General features: G+C 58.3%; 39 protein-coding genes and 1 pseudogene. 39 read left to right on the plus strand and 1 reads right to left on the minus strand.

All coding sequences use genetic code 11. The features are described 5' to 3' along the window. The 37 genes and pseudogenes from tuf to VNL73_08060 all read left to right on the plus strand — a co-directional run. A partial coding sequence (tuf, locus tag VNL73_07880) for an elongation factor Tu (protein HXF49327.1) occupies positions 1-142 on the plus strand: 142 nt, incomplete at its 5' end. 75 nt (positions 143-217) lie between these two features. Continuing rightward, positions 218-535 (plus strand): 30S ribosomal protein S10, encoded by a 318-nt coding sequence (gene rpsJ / locus VNL73_07885; GenBank protein HXF49328.1) that lies wholly within the window; start codon positions 218-220, stop codon positions 533-535. After that, positions 532-1,188, plus strand: coding sequence for a 50S ribosomal protein L3 (gene rplC, locus VNL73_07890; GenBank protein ID HXF49329.1), 657 nt, complete (start codon positions 532-534; stop codon positions 1,186-1,188). The genes rpsJ and rplC overlap by 4 nt, the downstream gene beginning before the upstream one ends. Before the next feature lie 3 nt (positions 1,189-1,191). After that, positions 1,192-1,815: a 50S ribosomal protein L4 gene (gene rplD, locus VNL73_07895; protein ID HXF49330.1), complete on the plus strand. Its 624-nt coding sequence runs from the start codon at positions 1,192-1,194 to the stop codon at positions 1,813-1,815. Beyond that, positions 1,812-2,108 carry a 50S ribosomal protein L23 gene (rplW, locus tag VNL73_07900; GenBank protein ID HXF49331.1) on the plus strand — a complete coding sequence of 99 codons (297 nt, stop codon included), beginning with the start codon at positions 1,812-1,814 and terminating at the stop codon, positions 2,106-2,108. Before rplD ends, rplW begins: the two co-directional genes overlap by 4 nt. Positions 2,109-2,132: 24 nt before the next feature. Further along, positions 2,133-2,960, plus strand: a complete 828-nt coding sequence (gene rplB, locus VNL73_07905; protein ID HXF49332.1) for a 50S ribosomal protein L2 — start codon at positions 2,133-2,135, stop codon at positions 2,958-2,960. Between the two features lie 3 nt (positions 2,961-2,963). Continuing rightward, positions 2,964-3,230 (plus strand): annotated as a pseudogene (gene rpsS, locus VNL73_07910) (30S ribosomal protein S19). A gap of 128 nt (positions 3,231-3,358) precedes the next feature. Then, positions 3,359-3,865 carry a 50S ribosomal protein L22 gene (gene rplV / locus VNL73_07915; GenBank protein HXF49333.1) on the plus strand — a complete coding sequence of 169 codons (507 nt, stop codon included), beginning with the start codon at positions 3,359-3,361 and terminating at the stop codon, positions 3,863-3,865. After that, complete coding sequence (rpsC, locus tag VNL73_07920; protein HXF49334.1) at positions 3,865-4,743, plus strand: 30S ribosomal protein S3; 879 nt, start codon at positions 3,865-3,867, stop codon at positions 4,741-4,743. The genes rplV and rpsC overlap by 1 nt, the downstream gene beginning before the upstream one ends. Continuing rightward, positions 4,743-5,168, plus strand: coding sequence for a 50S ribosomal protein L16 (rplP, locus tag VNL73_07925; GenBank protein HXF49335.1), 426 nt, complete (start codon positions 4,743-4,745; stop codon positions 5,166-5,168). The genes rpsC and rplP overlap by 1 nt, the downstream gene beginning before the upstream one ends. Further along, on the plus strand, positions 5,169-5,420 hold the full coding sequence (gene rpmC, locus VNL73_07930; GenBank protein HXF49336.1) for a 50S ribosomal protein L29: 252 nt from the start codon (positions 5,169-5,171) through the stop codon (positions 5,418-5,420). It begins immediately after the preceding gene. Between the two features lie 2 nt (positions 5,421-5,422). After that, entirely contained in the window at positions 5,423-5,695 is a 273-nt protein-coding gene (gene rpsQ, locus VNL73_07935; GenBank protein ID HXF49337.1) for a 30S ribosomal protein S17, read from the plus strand. Then, positions 5,692-6,060 (plus strand): 50S ribosomal protein L14, encoded by a 369-nt coding sequence (gene rplN, locus VNL73_07940; GenBank protein HXF49338.1) that lies wholly within the window; start codon positions 5,692-5,694, stop codon positions 6,058-6,060. Before rpsQ ends, rplN begins: the two co-directional genes overlap by 4 nt. After that, the gene (gene rplX, locus VNL73_07945; protein ID HXF49339.1) at positions 6,060-6,383 is read left to right on the plus strand and encodes a 50S ribosomal protein L24; all 324 of its coding nucleotides are present in this window, start codon (positions 6,060-6,062) and stop codon (positions 6,381-6,383) included. The genes rplN and rplX overlap by 1 nt, the downstream gene beginning before the upstream one ends. Before the next feature lie 54 nt (positions 6,384-6,437). Beyond that, complete coding sequence (rplE, locus tag VNL73_07950; GenBank protein ID HXF49340.1) at positions 6,438-7,184, plus strand: 50S ribosomal protein L5; 747 nt, start codon at positions 6,438-6,440, stop codon at positions 7,182-7,184. 24 nt (positions 7,185-7,208) lie between these two features. Further along, entirely contained in the window at positions 7,209-7,394 is a 186-nt protein-coding gene (locus VNL73_07955; GenBank protein ID HXF49341.1) for a type Z 30S ribosomal protein S14, read from the plus strand. A gap of 4 nt (positions 7,395-7,398) precedes the next feature. Beyond that, a complete protein-coding gene (gene rpsH, locus VNL73_07960; protein ID HXF49342.1) occupies positions 7,399-7,791 on the plus strand; it encodes a 30S ribosomal protein S8 in 393 nt (130 codons plus the stop codon). A 1-nt stretch (position 7,792) separates the two neighbouring features. After that, positions 7,793-8,329 carry a 50S ribosomal protein L6 gene (gene rplF / locus VNL73_07965; GenBank protein HXF49343.1) on the plus strand — a complete coding sequence of 179 codons (537 nt, stop codon included), beginning with the start codon at positions 7,793-7,795 and terminating at the stop codon, positions 8,327-8,329. A gap of 9 nt (positions 8,330-8,338) precedes the next feature. Further along, the gene (rplR, locus tag VNL73_07970) at positions 8,339-8,716 is read left to right on the plus strand and encodes a 50S ribosomal protein L18 (protein ID HXF49344.1); all 378 of its coding nucleotides are present in this window, start codon (positions 8,339-8,341) and stop codon (positions 8,714-8,716) included. Further along, positions 8,713-9,231, plus strand: coding sequence for a 30S ribosomal protein S5 (rpsE, locus tag VNL73_07975; protein ID HXF49345.1), 519 nt, complete (start codon positions 8,713-8,715; stop codon positions 9,229-9,231). Before rplR ends, rpsE begins: the two co-directional genes overlap by 4 nt. After that, positions 9,224-9,406 (plus strand): 50S ribosomal protein L30, encoded by a 183-nt coding sequence (rpmD, locus tag VNL73_07980; protein ID HXF49346.1) that lies wholly within the window; start codon positions 9,224-9,226, stop codon positions 9,404-9,406. The genes rpsE and rpmD overlap by 8 nt, the downstream gene beginning before the upstream one ends. A 2-nt stretch (positions 9,407-9,408) precedes the next feature. After that, positions 9,409-9,855, plus strand: coding sequence for a 50S ribosomal protein L15 (rplO, locus tag VNL73_07985; GenBank protein ID HXF49347.1), 447 nt, complete (start codon positions 9,409-9,411; stop codon positions 9,853-9,855). Further along, entirely contained in the window at positions 9,848-11,167 is a 1,320-nt protein-coding gene (gene secY / locus VNL73_07990) for a preprotein translocase subunit SecY (GenBank protein ID HXF49348.1), read from the plus strand. The genes rplO and secY overlap by 8 nt, the downstream gene beginning before the upstream one ends. After that, the gene (locus VNL73_07995) at positions 11,167-11,832 is read left to right on the plus strand and encodes an adenylate kinase (protein HXF49349.1); all 666 of its coding nucleotides are present in this window, start codon (positions 11,167-11,169) and stop codon (positions 11,830-11,832) included. Before secY ends, VNL73_07995 begins: the two co-directional genes overlap by 1 nt. Beyond that, positions 11,825-12,571 carry a type I methionyl aminopeptidase gene (gene map / locus VNL73_08000; protein ID HXF49350.1) on the plus strand — a complete coding sequence of 249 codons (747 nt, stop codon included), beginning with the start codon at positions 11,825-11,827 and terminating at the stop codon, positions 12,569-12,571. Before VNL73_07995 ends, map begins: the two co-directional genes overlap by 8 nt. A 1-nt stretch (position 12,572) precedes the next feature. Continuing rightward, on the plus strand, positions 12,573-12,791 hold the full coding sequence (gene infA / locus VNL73_08005) for a translation initiation factor IF-1 (GenBank protein ID HXF49351.1): 219 nt from the start codon (positions 12,573-12,575) through the stop codon (positions 12,789-12,791). Positions 12,792-12,798: 7 nt separating this feature from the next. Next, positions 12,799-12,912, plus strand: coding sequence for a 50S ribosomal protein L36 (rpmJ, locus tag VNL73_08010; GenBank protein ID HXF49352.1), 114 nt, complete (start codon positions 12,799-12,801; stop codon positions 12,910-12,912). Beyond that, a complete protein-coding gene (gene rpsM / locus VNL73_08015) occupies positions 12,913-13,299 on the plus strand; it encodes a 30S ribosomal protein S13 (protein HXF49353.1) in 387 nt (128 codons plus the stop codon). Positions 13,300-13,367: 68 nt separating this feature from the next. After that, a complete protein-coding gene (gene rpsK / locus VNL73_08020; protein ID HXF49354.1) occupies positions 13,368-13,760 on the plus strand; it encodes a 30S ribosomal protein S11 in 393 nt (130 codons plus the stop codon). A 24-nt stretch (positions 13,761-13,784) separates the two neighbouring features. Beyond that, positions 13,785-14,423 (plus strand): 30S ribosomal protein S4, encoded by a 639-nt coding sequence (gene rpsD / locus VNL73_08025; GenBank protein HXF49355.1) that lies wholly within the window; start codon positions 13,785-13,787, stop codon positions 14,421-14,423. Positions 14,424-14,443: 20 nt separating this feature from the next. Then, the gene (locus VNL73_08030; protein ID HXF49356.1) at positions 14,444-15,421 is read left to right on the plus strand and encodes a DNA-directed RNA polymerase subunit alpha; all 978 of its coding nucleotides are present in this window, start codon (positions 14,444-14,446) and stop codon (positions 15,419-15,421) included. Next, complete coding sequence (rplQ, locus tag VNL73_08035; GenBank protein HXF49357.1) at positions 15,418-15,939, plus strand: 50S ribosomal protein L17; 522 nt, start codon at positions 15,418-15,420, stop codon at positions 15,937-15,939. The genes VNL73_08030 and rplQ overlap by 4 nt, the downstream gene beginning before the upstream one ends. Before the next feature lie 19 nt (positions 15,940-15,958). Beyond that, complete coding sequence (locus tag VNL73_08040; protein HXF49358.1) at positions 15,959-16,384, plus strand: hypothetical protein; 426 nt, start codon at positions 15,959-15,961, stop codon at positions 16,382-16,384. Next, the gene (locus VNL73_08045; GenBank protein HXF49359.1) at positions 16,384-17,556 is read left to right on the plus strand and encodes a phosphopentomutase; all 1,173 of its coding nucleotides are present in this window, start codon (positions 16,384-16,386) and stop codon (positions 17,554-17,556) included. Before VNL73_08040 ends, VNL73_08045 begins: the two co-directional genes overlap by 1 nt. Then, positions 17,531-17,932: a cytidine deaminase gene (gene cdd / locus VNL73_08050; GenBank protein ID HXF49360.1), complete on the plus strand. Its 402-nt coding sequence runs from the start codon at positions 17,531-17,533 to the stop codon at positions 17,930-17,932. The genes VNL73_08045 and cdd overlap by 26 nt, the downstream gene beginning before the upstream one ends. Then, complete coding sequence (gene deoC / locus VNL73_08055) at positions 17,933-18,757, plus strand: deoxyribose-phosphate aldolase (GenBank protein ID HXF49361.1); 825 nt, start codon at positions 17,933-17,935, stop codon at positions 18,755-18,757. After that, positions 18,757-20,058 (plus strand): thymidine phosphorylase, encoded by a 1,302-nt coding sequence (locus tag VNL73_08060; protein ID HXF49362.1) that lies wholly within the window; start codon positions 18,757-18,759, stop codon positions 20,056-20,058. The genes deoC and VNL73_08060 overlap by 1 nt, the downstream gene beginning before the upstream one ends. Positions 20,059-20,062: 4 nt before the next feature. Here the strand turns inward: VNL73_08060 and VNL73_08065 are convergent, their stop codons facing one another. Then, entirely contained in the window at positions 20,063-21,001 is a 939-nt protein-coding gene (locus VNL73_08065) for a hypothetical protein (protein HXF49363.1), read from the minus strand. A 238-nt stretch (positions 21,002-21,239) separates the two neighbouring features. Between VNL73_08065 and VNL73_08070 the strand changes: the two genes are divergently transcribed. Further along, positions 21,240-22,517: a TolC family protein gene (locus VNL73_08070; GenBank protein HXF49364.1), complete on the plus strand. Its 1,278-nt coding sequence runs from the start codon at positions 21,240-21,242 to the stop codon at positions 22,515-22,517. A gap of 15 nt (positions 22,518-22,532) precedes the next feature. Then, positions 22,533-22,982, plus strand: a complete 450-nt coding sequence (locus tag VNL73_08075) for a heavy metal-binding domain-containing protein (GenBank protein ID HXF49365.1) — start codon at positions 22,533-22,535, stop codon at positions 22,980-22,982. Positions 22,983-22,990: the final 8 nt, after the last annotated feature.

The raw sequence follows: 22,990 nt of genomic DNA on the forward strand, positions 1-22,990 counted from the left end.
TGAGATGGTGATGCCGGGGGACAACATCCAGATGGAGGTGGAGCTGATCCAGCCGATTGCGATGGAGAAGGAGCTGCGGTTTGCCATCCGGGAGGGGGGCCGCACGGTGGGAGCCGGCGTGGTGGCCCAGGTGATTGAATAGGACATAGAGGTTCTTTCCTAAAAAGTCAAACGCAAAAGAGAATAGAAGAAACAGGAGAAAAGACAGGATATTGGTATGGCGTTGCCGCAAGGACAAAAAATACGGATACGGCTGAAAGGGTTCGACCATCACGCTGTGGACAAGTCTGCCAAGGAGATCGCCCGGACGGCCTTGCGCACGGGGGCGCGGCTGGTGGGGCCCTTTCCCCTCCCAACCAAGCGGACGCTCTACACCGTTTTGCGCTCCCCGCACGTGGACAAAAAGTCCCGCGAGCAGTTTGAAACCCGCCTTCACAAACGCTTAATCGACATCTTCGACTCCACCGCCCAGACGGTGGATGCTTTGATCAAGCTGGAGCTGCCGGCCGGCGTGGACGTGGAAATCAAAGTATGAAGCAGTTTTTGGGGAAAAAGGTCGGGATGACCCGGATTTTCACCGAGGAGGGGACGGCGGTGCCGGTCACCGTAATCGAAGCCGGCCCCTGCAAAGTTACGCAGGTCAAAACCAAAGAAAAGGACGGCTACCGCGCGCTGCAGGTGGCCTTCGGGGAAAAACGGAAAAATTTGATCAAGAAACCGCTTTCGGGACACTTGAAAAAATCGGGGATGGAGACAACCCGCTGGCTTTCGGAATTGAAGCTGGAAGACGGGGAGAATTTTGAAGTGGGGCAGACCTTGGATGTTTCGATTCTGCATCCCGGCGACATCATCAAAGTCAGCGGCACCGCCAAGGGGCTCGGGTTCCAGGGAGCCGTGCGGCGGCACCATTTCGGCGGCGGGCCGAAAACGCACGGGCAGTCGGATCGCACCCGTGCGCCCGGTTCGGTGGGGGCTTCCTCCTTTCCCTCGCGCACTTTTCGCGGGCAGCGGATGGCGGGGCGGATGGGGGGACAGACCGTAACGGTTAAAAATTTGAAAGTGGTGGATGTGGACAAGGAACATAACGCCCTTCTCGTCAAGGGGGCCGTTCCGGGAAAGCCGAACAGTCTGGTGAAAATTGAAATCGTGGAGCCGGCCTCGGCCCGCTTCAAAAAGAAAGCGGAATAGCCCATGGCGGAAGCAAGAGTATACAGCAAAGAAGGGACGGAGGTCTCGAAGCTTGCCTTGAAAGAGGAGCTTTTCGGCCAGAAGCCGAACGAGGCGGTTCTGCACCAGGCGGTGGTCACCTATCTTGCGAACCAAAGGCAGGGAACTTCGATGGTGAAAAGCCGGGCGGAGATGTCCGGCGGCGGCATCAAGCCCTGGCGGCAAAAGGGAACCGGGCGGGCGCGGGCGGGTTCCAACACCTCCCCCGTTTGGGTCGGCGGCGGCCGGGCCTTCGGGCCGGAGCCCAAGGACTGGCGGATGGCGCTCCCCAAAAAAATGCGCCGGGCGGCCTTGAAATCGGCCCTCTCCGCCAAGGCGGCGGAAGAGAAATTTTTGGTGGTGCAGGATTTCGATTTGGAGGCGCCTAAAACCAAAAAAATCGCCGAGCTTTTCGCCAAGTTGGGGGTTGCCCAAAGCAAGGTTTTGTTTTTGTGGGAAGGGAAGAGCAATCTGGAGAAATCAAGCCGGAACATCCCCAACGTGGTGACCAAACGGGCGCTTATGGTCAGCCCCTACGACTTGGTCTGGGCGGACTGGGTGGTGGCGACGGAGGCCGGCTATAAGAGCATCGCGGAGAATTTTGCATGAGAGACCCCAAGGAAGTCCTCGTTTCCCGGCTCATTTCCGAAAAAGGGGTCTTGATGAAGGAGCGGGACAACAAGTACCTGTTCCGGGTGGCGCTGGATGCCAACAAGCATGAAGTGAAGCGGGCCGTGGAACAGCTTTTCAAAGTCCACGTCACGGAAGTCGCCACGATGGTGATGCGGGGGAAGACCAAGCGGTTCGGCTTCCGACGCGAGGAGGGAAGAAGGCCGAACTGGAAAAAGGCGGTCGTCACCCTGAAGAAGGATGAAAAAATCGAGGCGTTCGAAAGTTTGTGATGATTAGCCGGAGCATGAGATAAAATGGGTGTAAAGAGCTATAAGCCGACCACGCCGGGGATCCGGTTCAAGACGGCCTACACCTTTGAGGAATTGACCAAGGGGCGGCCGGAAAAATCGCTTCTGGAGTCTTTGCGCAAATCGGGCGGCCGGAACAACAGCGGCCGGGTGACTTCTCGCTACTTGGGGGGCGGACACCGTCAGGCGTACCGGAAAGTGGATTTTCTCCGCCGGGATAAAGCCGGCATTCCGGCGCGGGTATCGGCCATCGAGTATGACCCGAACCGCACCTGCCGGATTGCGCTTTTGCATTACGCCGACGGGGAGAAGCGTTATATTTTGGCCCCCGATGGATTGAATGTAGGCGGAACGGTGGCCTCCGGCGACGGCGCGGATATCGCCACCGGCAACGCGCTGCCCCTTTCCCGTCTCCCGCTCGGCACGGTCGTCCACAACGTGGAACTGAAAGCCGGCAAAGGGGGACAGCTGGCGCGGGCGGCGGGAGCGATGGTGCAATTGGTCGCCAAGGAGGGGGATTTCGCCCACCTGCGGCTTCCTTCCGGTGAAATCCGGCTCGTCCGGCTGGACAATTACGCCACCGTGGGGCAGGTCGGCGTTCTGGATCACGAAAACATTTCGCTCGGCAAAGCGGGGAGGAGCCGCTGGCTGGGGCGGCGACCCCACGTGCGCGGCGTGGCCAGAAACCCGGTCGACCACCCGATGGGCGGCGGGGAGGGAAAATCCTCCGGCGGGCGGCATCCCTGCAGTCCATGGGGGCAGCTCGCCAAAGGATACAAAACGAGGAAAAAGAAAAACCCCTCGGACAAATACATTTTGAGAAGGCGCAAGTAAAAAATGACCCGTTCGCTTAAAAAGGGCCCCTTTGTGGAGCCGAAGCTTTTTGAAAAGGTGAAAAAGCTGGCGGAGACCAATGTCAAGACCGTCATCAAAACCTGGGCGCGGCGCTCCACCATCCCGCCGGAGTTCGTCGGTTTCACCTTCGCCGTGCACAACGGCAACAAGTTCATCCCGGTGTACATCACCGAGAACATGGTCGGCCACAAACTGGGGGAATTCGCCCCCACGCGGACCTTCCGCGGACATTCCGGCAAGCTTTCCAAAGCGGCGGCGGAAGCGGCCGCGACGGCCGCGGCGCCGGCCCCGGGAGGAAAAGGCGGACCGCGGGGCGGCCCGGGCGCACCGGCTCCCGCCGCACCGGCCGGCGGTGAAACCAAGAAGGGTGGCGCGTAGTGGAAGCGGTTTCGCGCGCCCGGTTTGTACGGATGTCGGCCCGCAAAGTCCGCCGTGTGGCGGAATTGGTGCGGGGGAAAAACGTGAACGAGGCGATTGAGATTTTGAATTTCGTCCCCAAGGCGGCGGCGGTCCCCTTGCAGAAAACGATCAAGTCGGCCGCCTCCAATGTCCTGGCGGAAGAGGGAACCGCGAAGATTCACCCGGAGGATTTGCGCATCAAGACCTTGTTTGTGGACGGCGGCCCCATCTGGAAGCGCTTCCGGGCGGTTGGCATGGGGCGGGCGTACCGCATCCGCAAGCGAACCTGCCATATCACGGTCGTGGTTGAAGGGGAGCCGAAAGCCGAAGCGTTGAAGTCCGCGGTGACAAAAACCAAGGCGGCGCCGGCCAAAGAAGAACCCAAAAAAGCGCCGAAAGCAAAAGCGGCTGAAAAACCGGCGGTTGAGGAAAAAAGAAAAGTGGAAAAGAAAGCCAAAAAAACAACCCGAAAGGCGAAGGAATAATGGGGCAGAAAACCCATCCAATCGGATTCCGTCTGGGGGTCATCCGCTCCTGGAGTTCCAAGTGGTTCACCCGAAAGGGGGCCGCCGGGCTTTTGCAGGAAGACAGTTTGATCCGGCGCTACACCCACCGCCGGCTGGAAAACGCCGGCATCGCCGAAATCGAGATTCTGCGCTACCCGACCAAGGTCACGGTGAACATCCACACCTCCCGCCCCGGCATCGTCATCGGCCGGAAAGGGGCGGAAGTGGACAAGCTTAAAGAGGAACTGGCGCTTTTGACCAAAAAAGAAATCACCATCAACATTGTCGAGGTTAAGCGGCCGGAGCTTTCCGCCCGGCTGACCGGCGAGTCGATTGCCCGGCAGTTGGAGGGGCGCGTCTCCTACCGACGGGCGATGAAAAAAGCGATCGCCCTCACGATGAAGATGGGAGGGGAGGGAATCAAAATCATCTGCGGCGGGCGTCTTGCGGGCGCGGAGATTGCCCGCACCGAAAAATACATGGAAGGGCGGGTTCCCCTGCACACCCTGCGGGCGGACATCGATTTCGCCAACTCCACCGCGCACACCACCTACGGAACCATCGGCGTCAAATGCTGGATTTGCCGCGGGGAGGTTCTGGACTGGCAGGGAGCCGAAGAGCATCGGCCGACCATGCGGGCTGAAGAAGACCGGGGGCGGGGCCGGGATCGTCGTGACGACCGGGATCGGGGCGGGCGCCCTGACAGACGAGGCGGAGGAGGAGGCCGGGGCCGGGATGGCGGACGCCGGGACGGCCGGCCGCACGGACCGAGAGAACGAACGGCCGGGGCAACTCCTGCCAGGCCGGCCATAGAAAGCCCCAAGGGGCCTTCGAATTCTGAAGGAGAAAAGTCGTAATGCTTCTCCCCAAACGGGTAAAATACCGGAAGCAGCAGCGGGGCCGCCGGCGCGGCAAGTCGTACCGCGGGGCCACCGTCGCCTTCGGCGAGTACGGTCTAAAGGCATTGCAGGCGGCCTGGATTACCAACAAACAGATTGAAGCCGCGCGAGTAGCTTTGACCCGCTACATCAAACGAGGCGGCAAAGTTTGGATTCGGATTTTTCCGGACAAACCGGTGACGATGAAACCGGCGGAAACAAGAATGGGAAAAGGAAAAGGAAATCCCGAATACTGGGTCGCCGTGGTGAAGCCCGGACGGGTGCTTTTTGAACTGGAAGGGGTTCCGCTCGATCTGGCCAAGGAGGCGTTGATGCTGGCCGGGCGAAAACTGCCGATCAAAAGCCGGTTCGTTTCGCGGGCGGAAACCGGGGCGGGAGTGTAGATGGAAAAGCTGGAGCGGCTGCGGGAGCTTTCCCGCGAGGAGCTGGAGCAGAAAATCGCCGACCACAAGGAGGAGGTTTTCAATTTGCGGCTTTCGCGCAACACCAAGGAGCTGGACAATCCGATCCGGCTTCGGATGCTTCGACGGGAGATGGCCCGCATCAAAACGATTTTGAACGAGGACAAATTGGGTGTCCGCAAACTGGCGGAGGCCCGCTCGATCACCGAAAAAACGGGCGAAAAGAAAAATTGAATATGAAGGGAAAAGTCGAAAAAGCGGAACGGGCCGAGCGGAAAACCCGCGCCGGTGTGGTGCTTTCCGCCCGGATGCAGAAAACCGTTGTGGTGGGGGTGGACCGCACCTTCCGCCACCCGGAGTATGAAAAAGTGGTTCGGCGGAAAACCAAGCTGTATGCCCGCGATCCGCTGGGAGCCAAGGAAGGGGACCGTGTCCTGGTCATGGAAACCCGTCCCCTTTCGCGGCTGGTTCGCTGGCGGGTGGTGGAGATTCTGGAGCGCTCGAAATGATTCAGGAATATTCCCGGCTGACCATCGCCGACAACTCCGGCGCCCGGATGGTGCGCTGCTTCCGCATTCTGGGGCATTCCGGGCAGCGCTACGCCCGGGTGGGGGACATCATCGTCGGCACGGTGAAGGAGGCGATTGCCGGCGCCCCGGTCAAAAAATCGGACGTGGTGAAGGCCGTGGTGGTGCGCACGCGGCGGGAAATCAAGCGGAAGGACGGCTCCTACATCCGCTTTTCGGACAACGCGGCGGTTTTAATCGACGAGCAGAAGGAGCCGCGCGGCACCCGCATCTTCGGGCCGGTGGCCCGGGAGCTTAGGGACAAGCAGTTCACCAAGATTATATCGCTCGCACCGGAGGTTCTGTAATGCGGGTGAAAAAAGGAGACATCGTAAAAGTTTTGACCGGCGTGGACCGGGGAAAAACGGGGAAGGTCTTGAAGGTTTTTCCGGAGAAGGATCGGGTGGTGGTGGAGGGGACGACCTTGATCAAGCGGCATTCCCGCCCCAGTCAGAGGAACCCCAAAGGAGGAATCATCCAGCGGGAGCGCTCCATGCACATTTCCAACGTCCGGCTGGTCTGTCCGAAATGTTCCCAGCCGACGGCCGTCGGCACGCGGGTTTCGGAGTCGGCGGAAATCGGAAAATCGGACCGGGTCAGGATTTGCAAAAAATGCGGAGAAATGATATAGCCGGATTCGTCGAACGGATTTTTGGATGATTGGAAAAGCATAGAGAAAAGTAAAATGGCGGAAGAGAAGGAAAAGAAAAAACAGCAGCCCCAGCAGCAGGCCAAGGCGCCGAAGGGGAAACCGGCCAAGGAGCAGAAAGAAGCGCGGGCCGAAGCGCCGAAAGAAAAGGCCCCCCCGCGGGAGCGGGTAATCCCCCGAATTTTGGTGCGTTACCGGGAACGGGCGATTCCGGCCCTTTCCGCCCGCTTCGGCTACACCAATCCGATGGCGGCGCCCAAACTTTCCAAAATCGTTTTGAACGTGGGGCTGGGGGAGGCGTTGGCCAACCCGAAAGCGTTGGACACCGCCACGGCGGAGCTTTCCGCCATCACCGGCCGGAAGCCGGCCGTGCGGCGGGCCAAAAAATCGATTTCCAACTTCAAACTGCGGGCCGGCGTCCCCATCGGCCTTACCGTCACTTTGCGCGGGGATGCGATGTACGAGTTTTTCGACCGGCTGGTGAACGTGGCGGTTCCCCGCATCCGGGATTTCCGCGGGCTGCCGCCGGACGGCTTCGACGGCCGGGGGAACTACACGCTCGGCCTGAAAGAGCAAATTATCTTCCCGGAAATCGACTACGACAAAATCGAAAAAATCCGGGGGATGAACGTGACGTTGGCCACCACGGCCGCCTCGGACGAAGAGGGATTTGAGCTGCTCAAGGAATTGGGGGTTCCGTTCGCCGCCCCCGGCGGGCAGCCCAAGACAGTCAGTTACGGCGCGCCGCCGGCCAAACCGGCGGGAGCCAAAAAGGCAAGCTAAGAAAGTAGGAGAGGAAACGAGTCGATGGCCCGCACCTGCATGATTGAAAAATCGAAGAAAGCGCCGAAGTTCGCCGTGCGCCAGCACAACCGCTGCTGGCGCTGCGGGCGGGCGCGCGCGTTTATCCGCAAATTCGGCATCTGCCGCATCTGTTTCCGCCAGATGGCCCTGGCCGGGGAGATTCCCGGCGTGGTGAAAGCAAGCTGGTGATTTTATGATGACCGACCCGATCGCCGACATGCTCACCCGGCTGCGCAACGCCAACAAGGCGCGGCTGCCGCGGGTGGAGTTTCCCTATTCCCGGCTGAAGGAAAACGTCTTGAAGGTGCTTTACGACAACGGCTACATCCGCGGCTACGCCCGGCTCGGGGAGAAAAAACCGGTTTTGCGGGCCGCCTTGCGTTTCGGAAAAAACGGTGTGCCGATGATTACCGGGCTCAAGCGGGTTTCCAAGCCGGGCCGCCGGATTTACGCCGACCGGGAACGGCTTTCCACCTTCAACCGGCGGCTGGGAATGACGGTTGTTTCCACATCCAAAGGGGTTTTGGCCCATTCCGACGCCCTGAAAGGGGGCGTCGGGGGCGAGGTCATGCTGCAGGTCTGGTGAGATGTCGCGCATAGGAAAATTGCCGGTGCCGCTGCCGGCCGGAGTCACGGTGAACATCGCCAGGGGGGTAGTGACGGTCAAGGGCCCCAAGGGGAGCCTGACCCGCGAGTTCCGTCCCGAAGTCAAGGTGGAGCAATCGGATGGCAAGCTGGTCGTGACGCGCAACGGGGAGTCCCGGCTGCACAAAAGTTTGCACGGGCTTTCGCGGGCGCTTCTGGCCAACATGGTTACCGGCGTCACCAAGGAATTTTCCAAGGTTTTGATCATTGTCGGGGTCGGCTACCGGGCGGAAGTTTCCGGCAAGCTGGTCAGTTTTTCGCTCGGCTACTCCCATCCGATTCTCATCCGCCCCCCGGACGGGGTGAAGGTTACCGTGGAAAACCAGACCCGCGTGACCGTTTCCGGCGTGGACCGGGAATTGGTCGGGGAGATGGCGGCCAAAATCCGCGGTTTGCGCCCGCCAGAACCGTACAAGGGGAAGGGGATTCAGTACGAGGGTGAAAAGCTCCGCCGCAAGGCCGGCAAAACGGCGGCGTAGGATAAAATTATGGCAGAAGGATCCAGGACCAGACAGAAGAAATCGGAGCGGCGGAAGAAGCGGGTGCGGGCCAAAATCTACGGCACTCCCGAGCGGCCGCGCTTGTCGGTTTTCCGCAGTTTGAAACAGATGTATGCGCAATTGGTGGATGATCTGAACCGGAAGACCCTGGCCTCTCTTTCCACCCTTTCCGCCCCCGTAAAGGAGCAGTCGCCGGGCGGCAAACGGACCAAGGGGGACCGGGCCAAATTGCTGGGCAAAGCGCTGGCGGAATTGGCCCGCTCGAAAGGAATCGAAAAAGTGGTTTTTGACCGCAACCGGTACCGCTACCACGGCCGCGTGAAGGCGTTGGCGGACGGGGCGCGCGAAGGAGGATTGAAGTTTTGAAGACAAGACGGGACCGGGAAGATCAGTTTGAGCAGGCCCCGCTGGAGTTTGAAGAGCGGGTCATCCACGTGAACCGGGTAGCCAAGGTGGTCAAGGGGGGCCGGCGTTTTTCCTTCACCGCCCTGGTCGCCGTCGGCGACCGGAAGGGGCAGGTTGGCGTGGGGCTCGGCAAGGCCGGCGAAGTGGCGGACGCCATCCGCAAAGGGCACGAGGCCGCCCGCAAGGAGATGTTCAAAGTTCCCATCACGGAAGGAACCCTGCCGCACCAAGTCATCGGCGCCTTCGGCTCGGCACGCGTGCTTTTGCGTCCCGCCTCCCCCGGAACCGGGGTGATCGCCGGCGGGCCGGTGCGGGCGGTTCTGGAAGTGGCCGGTGTACAGGATATTTTGACCAAGTCGCTCGGCTCGGCCAACCCGCACAATGTGGTGAAGGCGACCCTGGACGGCTTGAAGGTGATGCGCCATTTCGTGGAAAAATCGAAAATGAAAGCCACCGAGGAGGCCGCCGGTGCCTAAGCTGAAAATTACTTTGGCGCGGGGGCTGGCGGGGGAAAAAGAGGCGCACCGCAAAGTGGCATATGCCCTGGGGCTTAAAAAAACCAACCAAACGGTGCTGCGCGAGGACTCCCCGCAAATCCAAGGGATGGTGTTTGCCGTGCGGCATCTTTTGAAAGTGGAACGGGTCGGGTAAAAATGAAGCTTTCCGAACTCAGGCCGCCCCGCGGGGCGAGGAAAAACCGCAAGCGCGTGGGGCGGGGCCCCGGCTCCGGCCACGGCAAGACCGCAACCCGCGGGCACAAAGGACAGCTCGCGCGTTCAGGCGGGCGCTCCAAGCCGTACGGCGAGGGGGGGCAGATGCCGATTTACCGGCGGGTTCCCAAGCGGGGTTTCAAATCGCTCGATAAGAAAGTTTACCAGATTGTCAATCTGTCCGACCTCTCCCGCCTGGAAAAGACCGACGGCGTCGGCCCGGAAACCCTGTTTGAAGCCGGACTTCTGGCCCGCGCCGACCGGCCGGTGAAAATTTTGGGGGATGGCGAGGCCCCGGCCAACCTTGTCATCAAGGCCCACGCCTTTTCCCGTTCCGCCAAGGAGAAAATCGAAGCCCGCGGCGGAAAGGCGGAAGTTTTGAATGCTTAGCGCCGTCGGCTCGATTTTCAAAATCAAGGAGCTGCGCGACCGGTTGCTTTTCACGGTCGCGCTTTTGGTCGTATACCGCATCGGCGGGCACATCCCGGCCCCCGGCATCGACGCACAGGCCCTCTCCCAGTTTTTCGCCACCGGCGGGGGGGGCGGGCTTTTTGGGCTCTACGATTTGTTCGTCGGGGGGGCCTTCGTCAAGATGTCGATTTTTGCCTTGGGGATCATGCCCTACATTTCCGCTTCCATCATTATGCAGCTTTTGACCGCCGTCGTGCCTTATTTTCAGCGGCTGCAAAAAGAGGGGGAGGAGGGGCGCAAGAAAATCGTGCAGTACAGCCGTTACGGCACCGTGCTTCTGGCGCTGGCCCAGTCGGCGGGGACGGCGCAGTATTTGGCGGCCCAGTCCGCCGGCGGGTTGCCGATCGTTCCCAATCCGGGCGTCGGCTTCACCCTTTTGACCATGCTCACTTTCACGGCGGGGACCATCTTCATCATGTGGCTGGGGGAGCAGATCACCGACAAGGGGATCGGCAACGGGATTTCGCTCATCATTTTCATCGGCATCGTCGCCCGTTTCTTCCCGGGCCTCATCCAGGAAGTCGAGGAGCTTTTCGCCGGACGCAGGAATCTTTTTTCCGAACTGCTTTTAATCGTGATCATGGTCGGCATGATCGCCGCCGTGGTGGCGGTCACCCGCGCCCAGCGCCGGATTCCGGTGCAGTACGCCAAGCGGGTGGTGGGGCGGAAGATTTACGGCGGGCAGTCCACCCATATTCCCCTTTCAGTCAACACCGCGGGGATCATTCCCATCATTTTTGCCCAGTCAATCATGTTCGCCCCGACGACTTTGGCCACGTTCATCCCGATCGAAGGGGTGGTGGATGCCGTCAATACAATTTTTGCGCCGGGCGGTTTCACCTACTCCCTCATCTACGGCCTTTTGATCGTTTTCTTCGCCTACTTTTACACGGCGATCGTTTTCAACCCGATTGATTTGGCGGACAACATGCGCAAGGGGGGCGGCTTCATCCCCGGCATCCGCCCCGGCAAAAAGACCTCCGAATACATCGATCGGGTTTTGACCCGCATCACGCTACCCGGGGCGATATTTTTCGCCCTCATCGCCATCATACCGGAAATTTTAATCCGCCAGTTCGGCATCACCTTCTACTTCGGCGGCACCTCCGTTCTTATCGTTGTCGGCGTCGCCCTGGACACCCTCCAGCAAATTGAGTCCCATCTTTTGATGCGACACTATGAAGGGTTTATGAAGAAGGGGCGGATTCGCGGCAGGAGCATGGTCGGCTGATGCAGGCCGTGCTTCTGGGGCCGCCCGGCTCCGGCAAGGGGACGCAGGCCGCAATGCTCTCCGAACGCTTGGGTTTCCGCCATTTGGCCACCGGCGACATACTGCGGGAAGAAGTCAGAAACAAAACCAAACTGGGAATCGAGGCCAAGGCCTATATGGACAAAGGGGAATTGGTGCCGGACAAGCTGATTCTGGAGATGGTTTCCTCCCACTTGGAACCGGGGAAGGGATATTTGTGGGACGGTTTTCCCCGCACGGAGGCGCAGGCGGTCGGGCTGGACGCCCTTTTGGCGGTGCGGAACTTGTCCGTTGATTTGGCCGTTTTGTTGGAGGTGCCGGACGAGGTGATCATCCGCCGGATTTCCGGCCGGCTTTTCTGCCCCGGCTGCGGCGCCAACTACCACCGGGAGTCCCTGCCGCCGAAAAAGGCGGAGGTTTGCGATTCCTGCGGCGGCAAGCTCGAGACCCGGGCCGATGACCGCCCGGAAGTGGTGGCCAGGCGGTTGAAGGTGTACAGGGAACAAACCGCTCCCGTGACCGGTTATTACGAAGCGCAAAACAAACTCGTCCGCCTGAACGGAAACCAGCCGCCGGACAAAGTTACCGCCGAACTGGCGGCGATTTTGCAAAAGGCCCAACGCTTTTCATCCAAAATTGATGGTTGAATTGAAATCGAAACGGGAAATAGAAAAAATGCGGGAGGCCGGCCGGATCGTGGCGGAGACCCTCGAGTTGCTCAAAAAAGAAGTGAAACCGGGGGTGAGAACGAAGGAGCTGGACCGGCTGGCAGAGGCGTTCATCCGTTCCCGCGGGGCTGAGCCGGCCTTCAAGGGATACAGAGGGTATCCCGCCTCCATTTGCGTTTCCATCGACGACGAAGTGGTGCACGGCATCCCGGGGGAGCGCGCGATCCGGGAGGGACAGGTCGTTTCGCTGGATGTGGGCTGCGTGAAAGAGGGGTACTATGCGGATGGGGCCTTTTCCCTGGCGGTCGGCAAAGTGCCGGAGAAAGTGATCCGCCTCTTGCAAATCGCCGAGGAATCGTTATATTGTGCAATTGATTTTTTTCGGGTGGGAAACCGCCTCGGAGACGTGTCTTCCGCGGTTGAGCGGAAGGTGGAGGAGAATAATTTTTCGGTCGTGCGGGATCTGGTCGGCCACGGCATTGGCCGGCAGATGCACGAGGAACCGGTCGTGCCGAACTTCGGACAGCCCGGCACGGGAATGGAAATCAAACCGGGGCTGGTCGTGGCCATCGAACCGATGGTGAATTTAGGCGACTGGCCGGTGGAAACCAAAAAAGACGGCTGGACCATCGTCACCAAAGATGGGGAAGTCTCCGTTCATTTTGAACACACCGTGGCAGCCACCGAAGAGGGTCCTCTGGTTTTGACGAAGTTATAGGATGGCGAAAGAGGAGACCATTCAAGTTGAAGGCAAGGTCATCGAACCCTTGCCGAACGCCATGTTTAGAGTGGAACTGGACAACGGACATCAGGTGCTGGCCCATATTTCCGGAAAGATGCGGATGAACTACATCCGCATTCTCCCGGGGGACAAGGTAACCGTGGAGCTTTCCCCCTACGATTTGACCCGTGGGCGGATTGTCTACCGCTACAAGTGAGCAAAAAATGAAAGTGCGTTCGTCGATTAAAGTGCGTTGTGATGCCTGCAAAATCATCCGCCGGAAAGGGCATCTTTTGGTGATTTGCAAAAACCCGCGTCACAAGCAGAGGCAGGGATAGATGGCCCGCATCGCCGGCGTCGATTTGCCCAAGGATAAACGGGTGGAAATCGGGTTGCGCTATCTGTTCGGCATCGGCCCGACCACCGCGCGGCAGATTTTGAAAAAAACGGGGGTCAACCCGGACACCCGGGTCAACGCCCTCTCGGAAGAGGAGATTGCCAAGCTTCGCGCGGTCATCGAGTCCGAATACAAGGTGGAAGGGGCCTTGCGGGCGGAAATTTCGCAGAACATCAAACGGCTGGTGGACATCGGTTCCTACCGCGGATTGCGCCACCGCCGGGGTCTTCCCGTGCGCGGACAACGAACCAAGACCAATGCCCGCACCCGCAAAGGGCCGCGCAAAACGGTCGGCGGAATGAAAAAACCGCCTCCGGGACCCACGTAAAACGGGGATCAGGGATTAGTAGATTAGGGATTAGTAAAGACAACGACAAGGACAATAGTGGAGTTTAGATGGCGGAAGAGGTAAAAAAGAAACCAAAGAAAAGGCAGCGCCGGATCGAGGGGATTTGCGTGGCCCACGTGAAGGCGACCTTCAACAACACGATCGTCACCATCACCGACCCCTCCGGGGCGGTTTTGTGCGCCTCGTCGGCCGGGAAGAACGGCTTCAAGGGGTCCAAAAAATCGACCCCCTTCGCCGCCCAGGTGGCGGCGGAAGCGGCCGCCCGTGAAGCGCTCGAAGTGGGTGTGAAGAAGGTGGAAGTTTGGGTGAAGGGCCCGGGCGCGGGCCGGGAAGCGGCGATCCGCTCGCTGGCCGCGACCGGTCTGGAAGTCCTGGCCATCAAGGACGTGAGCCCGCTGCCCCACAACGGCTGCCGGCCGCCGAAACGGAGAAGGGTGTAATTTGAACCGAATGAGGGAATTCCAATGGCGCGTTATGTAGGACCTTCCTGCCGCTTCTGCCGCCGGGAAGGGGAGAAACTTTTCTTGAAGGGAACCCGCTGTTTTTCGGACAAGTGCGCCTTTGAGCGGCGCGGCTATTCCCCCGGCGAGCACGGCGCCTCCAAGGGGGGCGGCCGACGCAAGAGTTCGGAATACGGCCAGCAGCTGCGCGAGAAGCAGAAAGTGCGCCGGCTGTACGGCCTTTTGGAAACCCAGTTTCACAATATGTTCGAGCGGGCCGACCGGATGAAGGGGATCACCGGCGAAAATCTTTTGATGCTTCTGGAATGCCGGCTGGACAATGTGGTGTACCGGCTGGGCTTCGCCCCTTCGCGCAAGGCGGCGCGCCAACTGGTGCGCCACCGCCATTTCACCGTCGGCGGAAAGGTGGTGGATATTCCCTCCTATCAGGTGAAACCGAGAGACGTTATCCGGGTGCGGGAGGAAAGCCGCAATCTGGACATTATCCACCAGGCCCTGAAGGAACAGGGGCGGGAGCTGGCGCTTCCCTATCTGCGGCTGGACAAAGCCCGGTTGGAAGGGGAGCTTCTGGATAACCCGAAACGCTCCGAGATTCCGACTTTGTGCTCGGAACAAATGATCGTCGAGCTGTATTCAAAATAAAGAAAGAGGAGAAGCCTTTGATGAAGTGGAAAAGCATACAGATGCCCCGGGGCGTGGAGGCCGCCGAGGCCTCCAAGACGTACGGCCGTTTCGTTCTGGAGCCGTTGGAGCGGGGATTCGGCATCACGCTCGGGAATGCGCTGCGGCGGGTTTTGCTCTCCTCCATTCAGGGATCGGCGATCACCGCCGTACGCTTTGAAGGGGTTTTGCACGAATTCTCCACGATTCCGGGCGTATACCAGGACGTGACGGAAATCTGTTTGAACTTGAAGAAAGTCCGGCTTAAACTGGCGGGCGAAGCGCCCAAAATGATGCATTTGAAAGCGGCTAAAAAAGGGAAACTCACCGCCGCCAACATTGAAACCGGCGGGGACGTCGAAATTTTGAACCCCGACCAGTTCATCTGTGAACTGACCGAGGAGACCAAGTTTTCCGCCGAGCTGGAAGTCGGCTTCGGCCGCGGCTACCTCCCGGCCGAGCAGAACAAGCGCCCCGGTGCGCCGGTCGGCACGATTTTTTTGGATTCCCTTTTCTCCCCCGTGTACAAGGTCAATTACCAGATTGAAAACACCCGGCTGGGACAGCGGGTGGATTACGAGCGTTTGATTATGGAAATCTGGACGGATGGCGGCGTGACGGCGGAGGAGGCCTTGAGCCACGCCGGGCAGATTTTGAACGACCACCTTTCGGTTCTGATAAAAACCGACCGTCCCGTCCAAATGGCGGAGGAAAGCGAGCTGGACGAGGAGACCGCGCGGATGCGCAATCTTTTGAAAACCCGCGTGGAAGAGCTGGAACTTTCGGTCCGTTCGGCCAACTGCCTGCGGGCGGCCGGCATCGAGACGTTGGGGGATTTGGTGCGCCGTTCCGAGCCGGAGATGCTGGAGTTCCGCAATTTCGGCCGCAAGTCCTTGACCGAACTGCACGAGGTTTTGGGGGATTTGGGGCTTTCCTTCGGGATGGATATCTCCCGTTATTTTCCGGAGGGGAATAATTGAAGCACGGCAGAAATTTGCCAAAGCTGGGGCGCAAATCAGCCCACCGGGACGCCATGCTTTCGAACATGGCCGCCAGCTTGATTTTGCATCACCGGATCGTCACCACCAAGCAGAAGGCGCGGGCTTTGGCCCCCTTTGTGGACCGGCTGATTCAAACCGCCAAGAACGGGAAGAAATCCCTTTCCGCCCGGCGTCTGGTAGCGCGGCAGTTGTACTCCCCGGAGGCGGTCCAGAAACTTTTTGACGACACCGCCCCCAAAATGTCCGACCGGGAGGGGGGCTACACCCGGATTTACCGTCTCGGGCGCCGGGCTGGCGACGGGGCGGAGACGGCCGTGGTTACCATCGGAATGGCGACGATAAAGGTCGACAAAAAAGAGAAAAAAGAAGCCAAGAAGCATAAAGGGGAGCGTCCCGCCGGTTACGACCGGACCAAGGACGAAGAAATCTTTTTGGAAAAAGCGGCGGCCAAGTCCAAAACCGCCGAAGAGCCGGCCGAAGAAGCCAAGACCTCATAGCACCGAAATTTTCCTTTAAATGAACCAGCTTCCCGAAAGCGGAGCGCCCAAGCCCAAAAAAGCGCTGCCGAAGGGTTGTTTAATTGCCTTGATTATTGGCGGCATCCTGCTCGTTTTGCTTGTTGCCGCGGTCGCGCTTTTCTACGTGTACCGCGGGGAGATTTTGAACTGGGGCATCCTGCAGTCCACGACGCAGATGGAGCGGGTTTTAATCCAGCGGGCCGGGCCCGGTTATGATTCCACCCGTATTCAGTCCCTCTTTGACGAATACCGCCGGGCCGGGAAGGAGGGGCGGATCTCTTTGGACAGCATGCGCAACTTAAGCTTCTATTTGAGTTGGGTGGCGGACACCTCCAAACCGCTCGACACGGCCGACGTCTCCCAGATTTTGGCCAACTTCAAAGCTGCTATTCTTTCCGCCCCCGACCCGCGCCTTGAAAAGTAATGCGGGTAGTCACGATTGTTCTGGACTCCTGCGGGGTCGGAGAACTCCCGGACGCTAAAGAATACGGCGATGAGGGTTCCAACACGCTCGGGAATTTATCCAAAGCGGTTGGAGGATTGCGTCTCCCCAATTTGGAACGTCTGGGGCTTGGCAAGATAATTCCGATTGCGGGTGTTCGCGGCGACGTTGCTGCGCTGGGTGCCTACGGAAAGATGAGCGCTGTATCGGCAGGGAAGGATTCCACCAACGGGCACTGGGAGCTGATGGGCGTCGCCGTTTCCCAACCCTTACCGCTTTTTCCTGATGGTTTTCCAGCGGAGATAATGCGAGAGTTCGAACGGGTCTCCGGCCGCGGCTGGCTGGGAAACAAAGCCGCTTCTGGCACCGAAATCATCGAGGAGTTGGGGGAAGAGCACGTTGCCACCGGAAAGCCCATCGTTTACACCTCGGCCGATTCCGTTTTTCAAATCGCCGCCCATGAAAAAGTTGTTCTCTTGGATGAACTGTATCGCATCTGCGCTGAAATGCGTAAGATTTTGACCGGGGCGTGGGGCGTCGGGCGGGTGATTGCCCGCCCGTTCGTTGGAGATTCCCGCGAAAACTTCAAACGCACGGCCAACCGGAAGGATTTCTCGCTCCCTTGTCCCGAAGAAAACGTTCTGGACTTGCTCCACTCCTCCGGTATTCCCACGGTTGGGATCGGTAAAATCGGTGACCTCTTTGCCGAGCGGGGACTTTTCAAAATCGCCCACACCAAAAGCAACCGGGACGGGATGGAAAAGCTGTACGAAGAGCTCGCCGTGACGCGCAACGGCTTCATTTTCATCAACCTGGTGGATTTCGACACCCTCTGGGGGCACCGCAACGACGCCGCCGGATTCGCCGGCGGACTGGAGGAATTCGACCGGTTGCTTTCCGGTTTGGATCAGCGCTTCCGCAAAGAGGACGTCGTCTTCATCACCGCCGACCACGGCTGCGACCCGACCACCCCCTCCACCGATCACTCGCGGGAGTACGTTCCGCTTTTAATCTATGGCGCAAACGTCAAACCAAACATACATTTGGGGACGCGCCCTTCGATGGCCGATTTGGGCGCGACGATAGCGGAGCTTTTTGGATTGAAATGGAAAGGAAGGGGAGAAAGCGTTGCCCAAAAAATCCTGGCCCAATGAGAAGCTGATTGCCGCCGCAAAAAAAGCCCAGCAAAACTCCTACTCGCCGTACTCCAAATTTGCCGTCGGCTGCGCCATTCTGGGCGAAGACCGTGCGGTTTATTCCGGAACGAACGTTGAAAACGGTTCCTACGGGCTTGCCATCTGCGCCGAGCGCGCGGCGGTCTTTGCCGCCGTATCCGCCGGCTGCCGAAAGTTTGTCGCGGCCGCCGTCGCCGCAAACTCCGAGGGTTTTCCCCAGCCCTGCGGCGCCTGTTTGCAGGTTTTGTCCGAATTCTCCCTAAAACTCCCCATTGTTCTGGTCAACCGGGAGGGGCTCTTGAAGGAAACTTCCCTCGAAAAGCTTCTACCTTTACCCTTTCGCCCGGGAAGTTAAGTGGCGGATCTCGAGGTTCTGGAGCCCGGGCGGCTTTCCCGGCTGGTGGGGCATTGCGACGAAGAGTGGCAATCCGTTCTGCAAACTTTAAAAAAAGAGGAGATTTGGCGGCAAAAACGGAGCGTCCGCCAAAAAGCCAAATCGCCGGAAAGCTACGTTCGCGTGGTGGAGGAATTGACCAAAGAAACGGCGGCGGAAAAACTGGAATCGACCAATTTGGATTTCAAAGCAACCGGCGCGGAGATAGAAAAGCTTTGCCACGAAGCGGTGGAAAATAAAATCGGCGCGGTATGCGTTTCCCCCCTTTGGACTTCCTTTGCCGCCGCCCTGGTCGGCACCAAGGCCCGCGTCGTTTCCACCCTCGATTTTCCTCTGGGTCAAAACAAGCTTTCCGTCAAAATCAAGCAGGCCTTGGAGGCCTGCCAGGATGGCGCTTCCGAAGTGGATATGGTTGCCAACCATTCCTATCTTTCCGATGGAAAGTTAGCCGAGTTCTTCTGCGAAATTTTCGAGATAAAAAATGCGCTGTGGGAAGGGGTGGGTCTCAAGGTGATTCTGGAGTTCGCCCTGCTTTCCACCGAGCAGAAAATCCTCGGTGCCTTGGGCGCTTTTTACGCTGGGGCAGATTGGATTAAAACCTCCACGGGCGTTCTGGCCAAAACCGCCGGGGAGGACGTCGAGCTGCTTTTCCGTATCTTCGGTCCGTCGTTTCCCATCAAAGCGGCCGGCGGAATCCGCACCCGAAGGGAGTTGGAAACACTCTACGAGGTGGGAGCAGAGCGCTTCGGCGCCTCAACCGCAGTCGCCATTTTGAAAGAATTCTGATGTTTTTGACCGCCGAAATCATCGCCAAAAAACGGGACGGAAAGCGTCTGTCCGAGGAGGAAATCTCCTTCCTCGTCTCCGAATTCACCGGCGGCTCCATTCCGGACTATCAAATGGCCGCTTTTTTGATGGCCGCCTTCATCCGCGGGCTTGATAGGCGCGAAACCTCGTCGTTGACCAAGGCGATGCTGGAATCCGGCCGCCAATTTGATTTGTCCTCGATATCCGCTCCCAAGGTGGACAAGCACTCCACCGGCGGCGTGGGGGACAAGGTCTCGCTCGTTCTGGCCCCTTGGGTCGCCTCCTGCGGGGTCGCGGTGCCGATGATTTCCGGCCGGGGACTGGGGCACACGGGGGGAACTTTGGACAAGCTTTCCGCCATTCCCGGTTTCCGCACCGATTTTTCCGTGGAGCAGTTCACCGAGATTTTGCAAGCCAATAATTTCTTTATGGCCGGGCAGACCGTGGAAATCGCCCCGGCGGACAAAAAAATCTACGCCCTGCGGGACGTGACCGGCACGGTGCCTTCCATCCCGTTCATCACCGCCTCCATTTTGAGCAAAAAACTGGCGGGCGGGGCGGAGGCGATTCTGTTCGATGTCAAAGTCGGGCGCGGCGCCTTTATGCGCACGCCCAAGGAGGCAAAGGAACTGGCCGCTTGGCTTTGTGCCGTGGCGCGGCAGTTTGGCGTCAAGGCAGAGGCCGTCCTTACCCGGATGGACGAACCGCTCGGCCGCTTTGTCGGGAATGTTCTGGAAGTGAAGGAAGCGCTCGAATTTCTCTCCGGCCGTTTTGAGGCGGATTTGTATCAGGTCACGGAATATTTGGCCGTGCGGATGCTTGGTCTGGCTGGAATCGATGTCAAGGAGGCCCGACGGCTGCTCTCCGCCCGGCTTCTGGACGGCTCTGCCCGCCAGCATTTCCGCGAACTCGTCCGCCGGCAGGGCGGCTTTGTCGGTGCGGTGGAAAACCCCGGTTTATTTGCCCGCGCCGAATACCAAATCCCCGTGCGCGCCCCGCGCGCGGGCTGGATTTGGACTTTGGACGCCCGGGAAGTGGGACTTTTGGCCATCGAACTGGGGGCCGGGCGCAAAACGGTTCACGATAAAATCGACTACACGGTCGGCTTCGAGTTTTTGAAAAAAACCGGCGCGCAGGTGGAAAAGGACGAGAATCTGGCCTTTGTCTATTCCAACAGCACCGTCACTGGCAGGGAAGTGGCCCTGGAACTCTCCCAACTCTACGACATCCGCCGAGAAAAGAAAAAAGCGCCTGGATTGATTTTAAAGAGCCGAATTTAATCCTTTACTTTAAAAACTTCATATCAGCAGTAAGCCCAAACTGTAAATTCAGCTTTGACACCTGCTGGATGCCGTTTACCTTTTGATAAACCGGTATCTGGGCGTAGCTGTAGGCCGAAAGGGTATGGTTGATGTGGAAGCTCAACCCAGGACTGGCGAATATCCAGTTACCGCCAGTGTTGGAGCGAAGCTCGCCGGTTGTGCCCGCATCCGCAAAATCCTGCCACTTTCCATTCACTTGAAGTAAAAACGACAGGCGAGAAAGCATTTGATATTCTGTCCCCAAATGCGCCAAAACCTGATTGCCAAATTTGTAGTCGTCGGCTCCTTTGCCATTTAGTCGATAGCCTATTCCCACATTCAAGGGCAGTTTGCTATGAAGCCCGCCGGACAAACTTGAAACGGTAAACAGCGGGACTTGCAGATTGGCGCCGAAGATTCCATCCCAGGAACCGGTGCCGGGCTGAATGGTCACCTCGGCATGTTCTCCCTCGTCGTTTTCCGCACTGGTCAACCCGGTAGGGGTTTTTATTCCAGCAAAAAAATCGAGCCGGGCGGGGGAAATCACCGAGCCAAAATCGAAGCCATACTGCCCGGTAACGCTCAAATCCCCAAAACCTTCAAAGTTGAAAGTTTCGATCGTGCTGTCTTCAATATGGCTGTGTTCGCGGATAATGTAGGGAAGCTCGACTTTTATCCCGAAGTTGTTGGAAACCCCGTACTGCGTCTGCAAAAGCGTCCGCTGGTTTATCGTTTTCACCTCGTCGTGGGGATTGGGCAAAGCCCCCACATACGATTTTTTTGAGCCGATGTAAATCCGGTTTTGGTTTATATATTCGTGGCTTAAGGTAAGATGCAGCCGCCCGGCATGGACGCTTTTATGCAAATCGAGCGGGCAAATGGACGCCCCGCAACTGGCTTCCAGATTTTCTATAAAAAACACGTACGCTACAGATACGGATCCGAGCAGTAGTAACCGTTTTACCACGTTTCTTATGTAAGAAATGATAATTTCTTTGTCAAATTGTTTCCCCAGCGGTTTGCGGGCGGTGATGACAAGTGCAGGATTTGATTTTTCACTTGTAGCATTTGCTACAACGACCACTTGACATGATAGTCGTAACTTATTGTCAGGCAATAAGAACGCACGTCGGCAAGGGCATTGCTTTAGGGGGTGTGGGATGAAAGGTTTGTTTCTGATGGCCCACTTAACGGTGATTCTCCTCGCGCTTCCTGCAACTGCCCAAGAGGTATTGACTCTGCAGGATTTTCTGGCCAAGGTTGAAAAAAACAACCCCGAAATTCTGGCCGGGCAAAAGCAGGTGGCCTCCAAAGAAGCGATGCGCAAAGCGGCCGGGGCTTGGGAAGACCCGATGGGAATGTTCGGGGTTGAACGGATGCCCACCACCTATCCGGCTCCCGGCTCCTCCAGCATTTTCGTGGAGGATGAATTGTACGCCAAAAATATCGGCATAAGCCAAAAGCTCCCTTTTTTTGGCACGCTGCGGCAGCGGAAAAAAATTGCCGGGCAGGAAAAGAGGGAAGCGGAATTCGGCCTATTGGCAACCCGTTTGGGAAAGCAAGCCGAGGCGAAAAAAGCATACTACGAATGGGCTCGGCTTCAAAAAGACCGCCAGCTTCTGGAGCGGGCCTATCTGGTCTGGGAAAAACTGGTCGCTTTAACCCAAGTCGCCTATGCCAAGGCACAGGGGGAACACCACTCCTACTTGCGGGCGCAGGTGGAACTGGTAAAAGTGGAGGCGGAAAAGCTGGAAAATACCGAAGCGCTCAAGCAGATTGCCGCCCGGCTCGATTTTTTGGCGGGGGAAGTGCTTGCCGCAGAAAACTTGGCCGCCGAGCCGCTGTCACCAAACGCCGAGGGGGGCTTGATTCTGGATTCTGCTCTGTGGCTGGCTGCGAAATACAATCCGGAAATCCAGATGCTTGCGGCTGCCGAAGAGCGGGTGCGCTTTGAAAAGAATCTCGCCGCCAAAGGATATTTTCCCGATTTGGAGTTGAGCTTGTACCGCGACCAGCAGATTGACCACGCCATGCCGAGCCGGTTGATGAATGTCTATGGCGGGAGCGTCTCCTTCCGGCTCCCTTTCTTCTTTTGGACAACCCGTTCGAAGGAGGTGCAGGGGAAAAGTTTGGAAATTCAGCAGACGGCCTCTTTGAAAAAAAACAGAGAAAATCAAATCCGGGCCGAGGTGGAGGCGATTTGGGCCGAAATCGAGCGGTTGGAAAAACTTGTCCGATTGTACAACAATGAGCTTCTGCCCCGCGCCCAGCTTTTGGTGGAGGAAGGGCAGACCGCCTACACAGTCGGGCGGCTCTCCTTTCCCGATTTTTCGGAAGCCCAACTGGAGCAAATCGAACTGGAGCGGAAATATTACAGCTTGCTGGCGCAATACTGGACGGCCCGTGCCGAACTGGAAAAAACAATCGGTTTGAATTAAACGAAAGGAGAAGCAATGAAGAAAGCAACAATTATCCTCATCGTGTTGGCTTTGGGGGCATTTGCACTGGCGGGCTGTGGCAAGAAGAATGAAAGCCCGCCGCAGACGGAATCTTCCGGTACGGAAATGGTGAATGCCGCGGCCTACACCTGCTCCATGCATCCGGAGGTGATTTCCGCCGGGCCGGGCAAATGCAATATCTGCGGAATGAATCTGGAGGAGAAGAACGCCGCCGAGTTGAGCGGCGTAAAATACGCCTATGTCTGTCCGATGAATGACCAGACCGGACTGCCTGCCGCGCCCGGAAAATGCGACAAATGCGGGATGGACTTGGTGAAAACCGGTTTGGCGACGAACTTTGTTTGCCCCATGCATCCGGAGCAGGTCGGTTCCACAGCCGGAAAATGCGCCGTCTGCGGGATGGAGATGAAGGCGGATACGGCCTTTCTGGAAAACAAAAGTTAGGAAGAATG

This window comes from Verrucomicrobiia bacterium, assembly GCA_035574275.1.
Taxonomy (GTDB): domain Bacteria; phylum Zixibacteria; class MSB-5A5; order DSPP01; family DSPP01; genus DSPP01.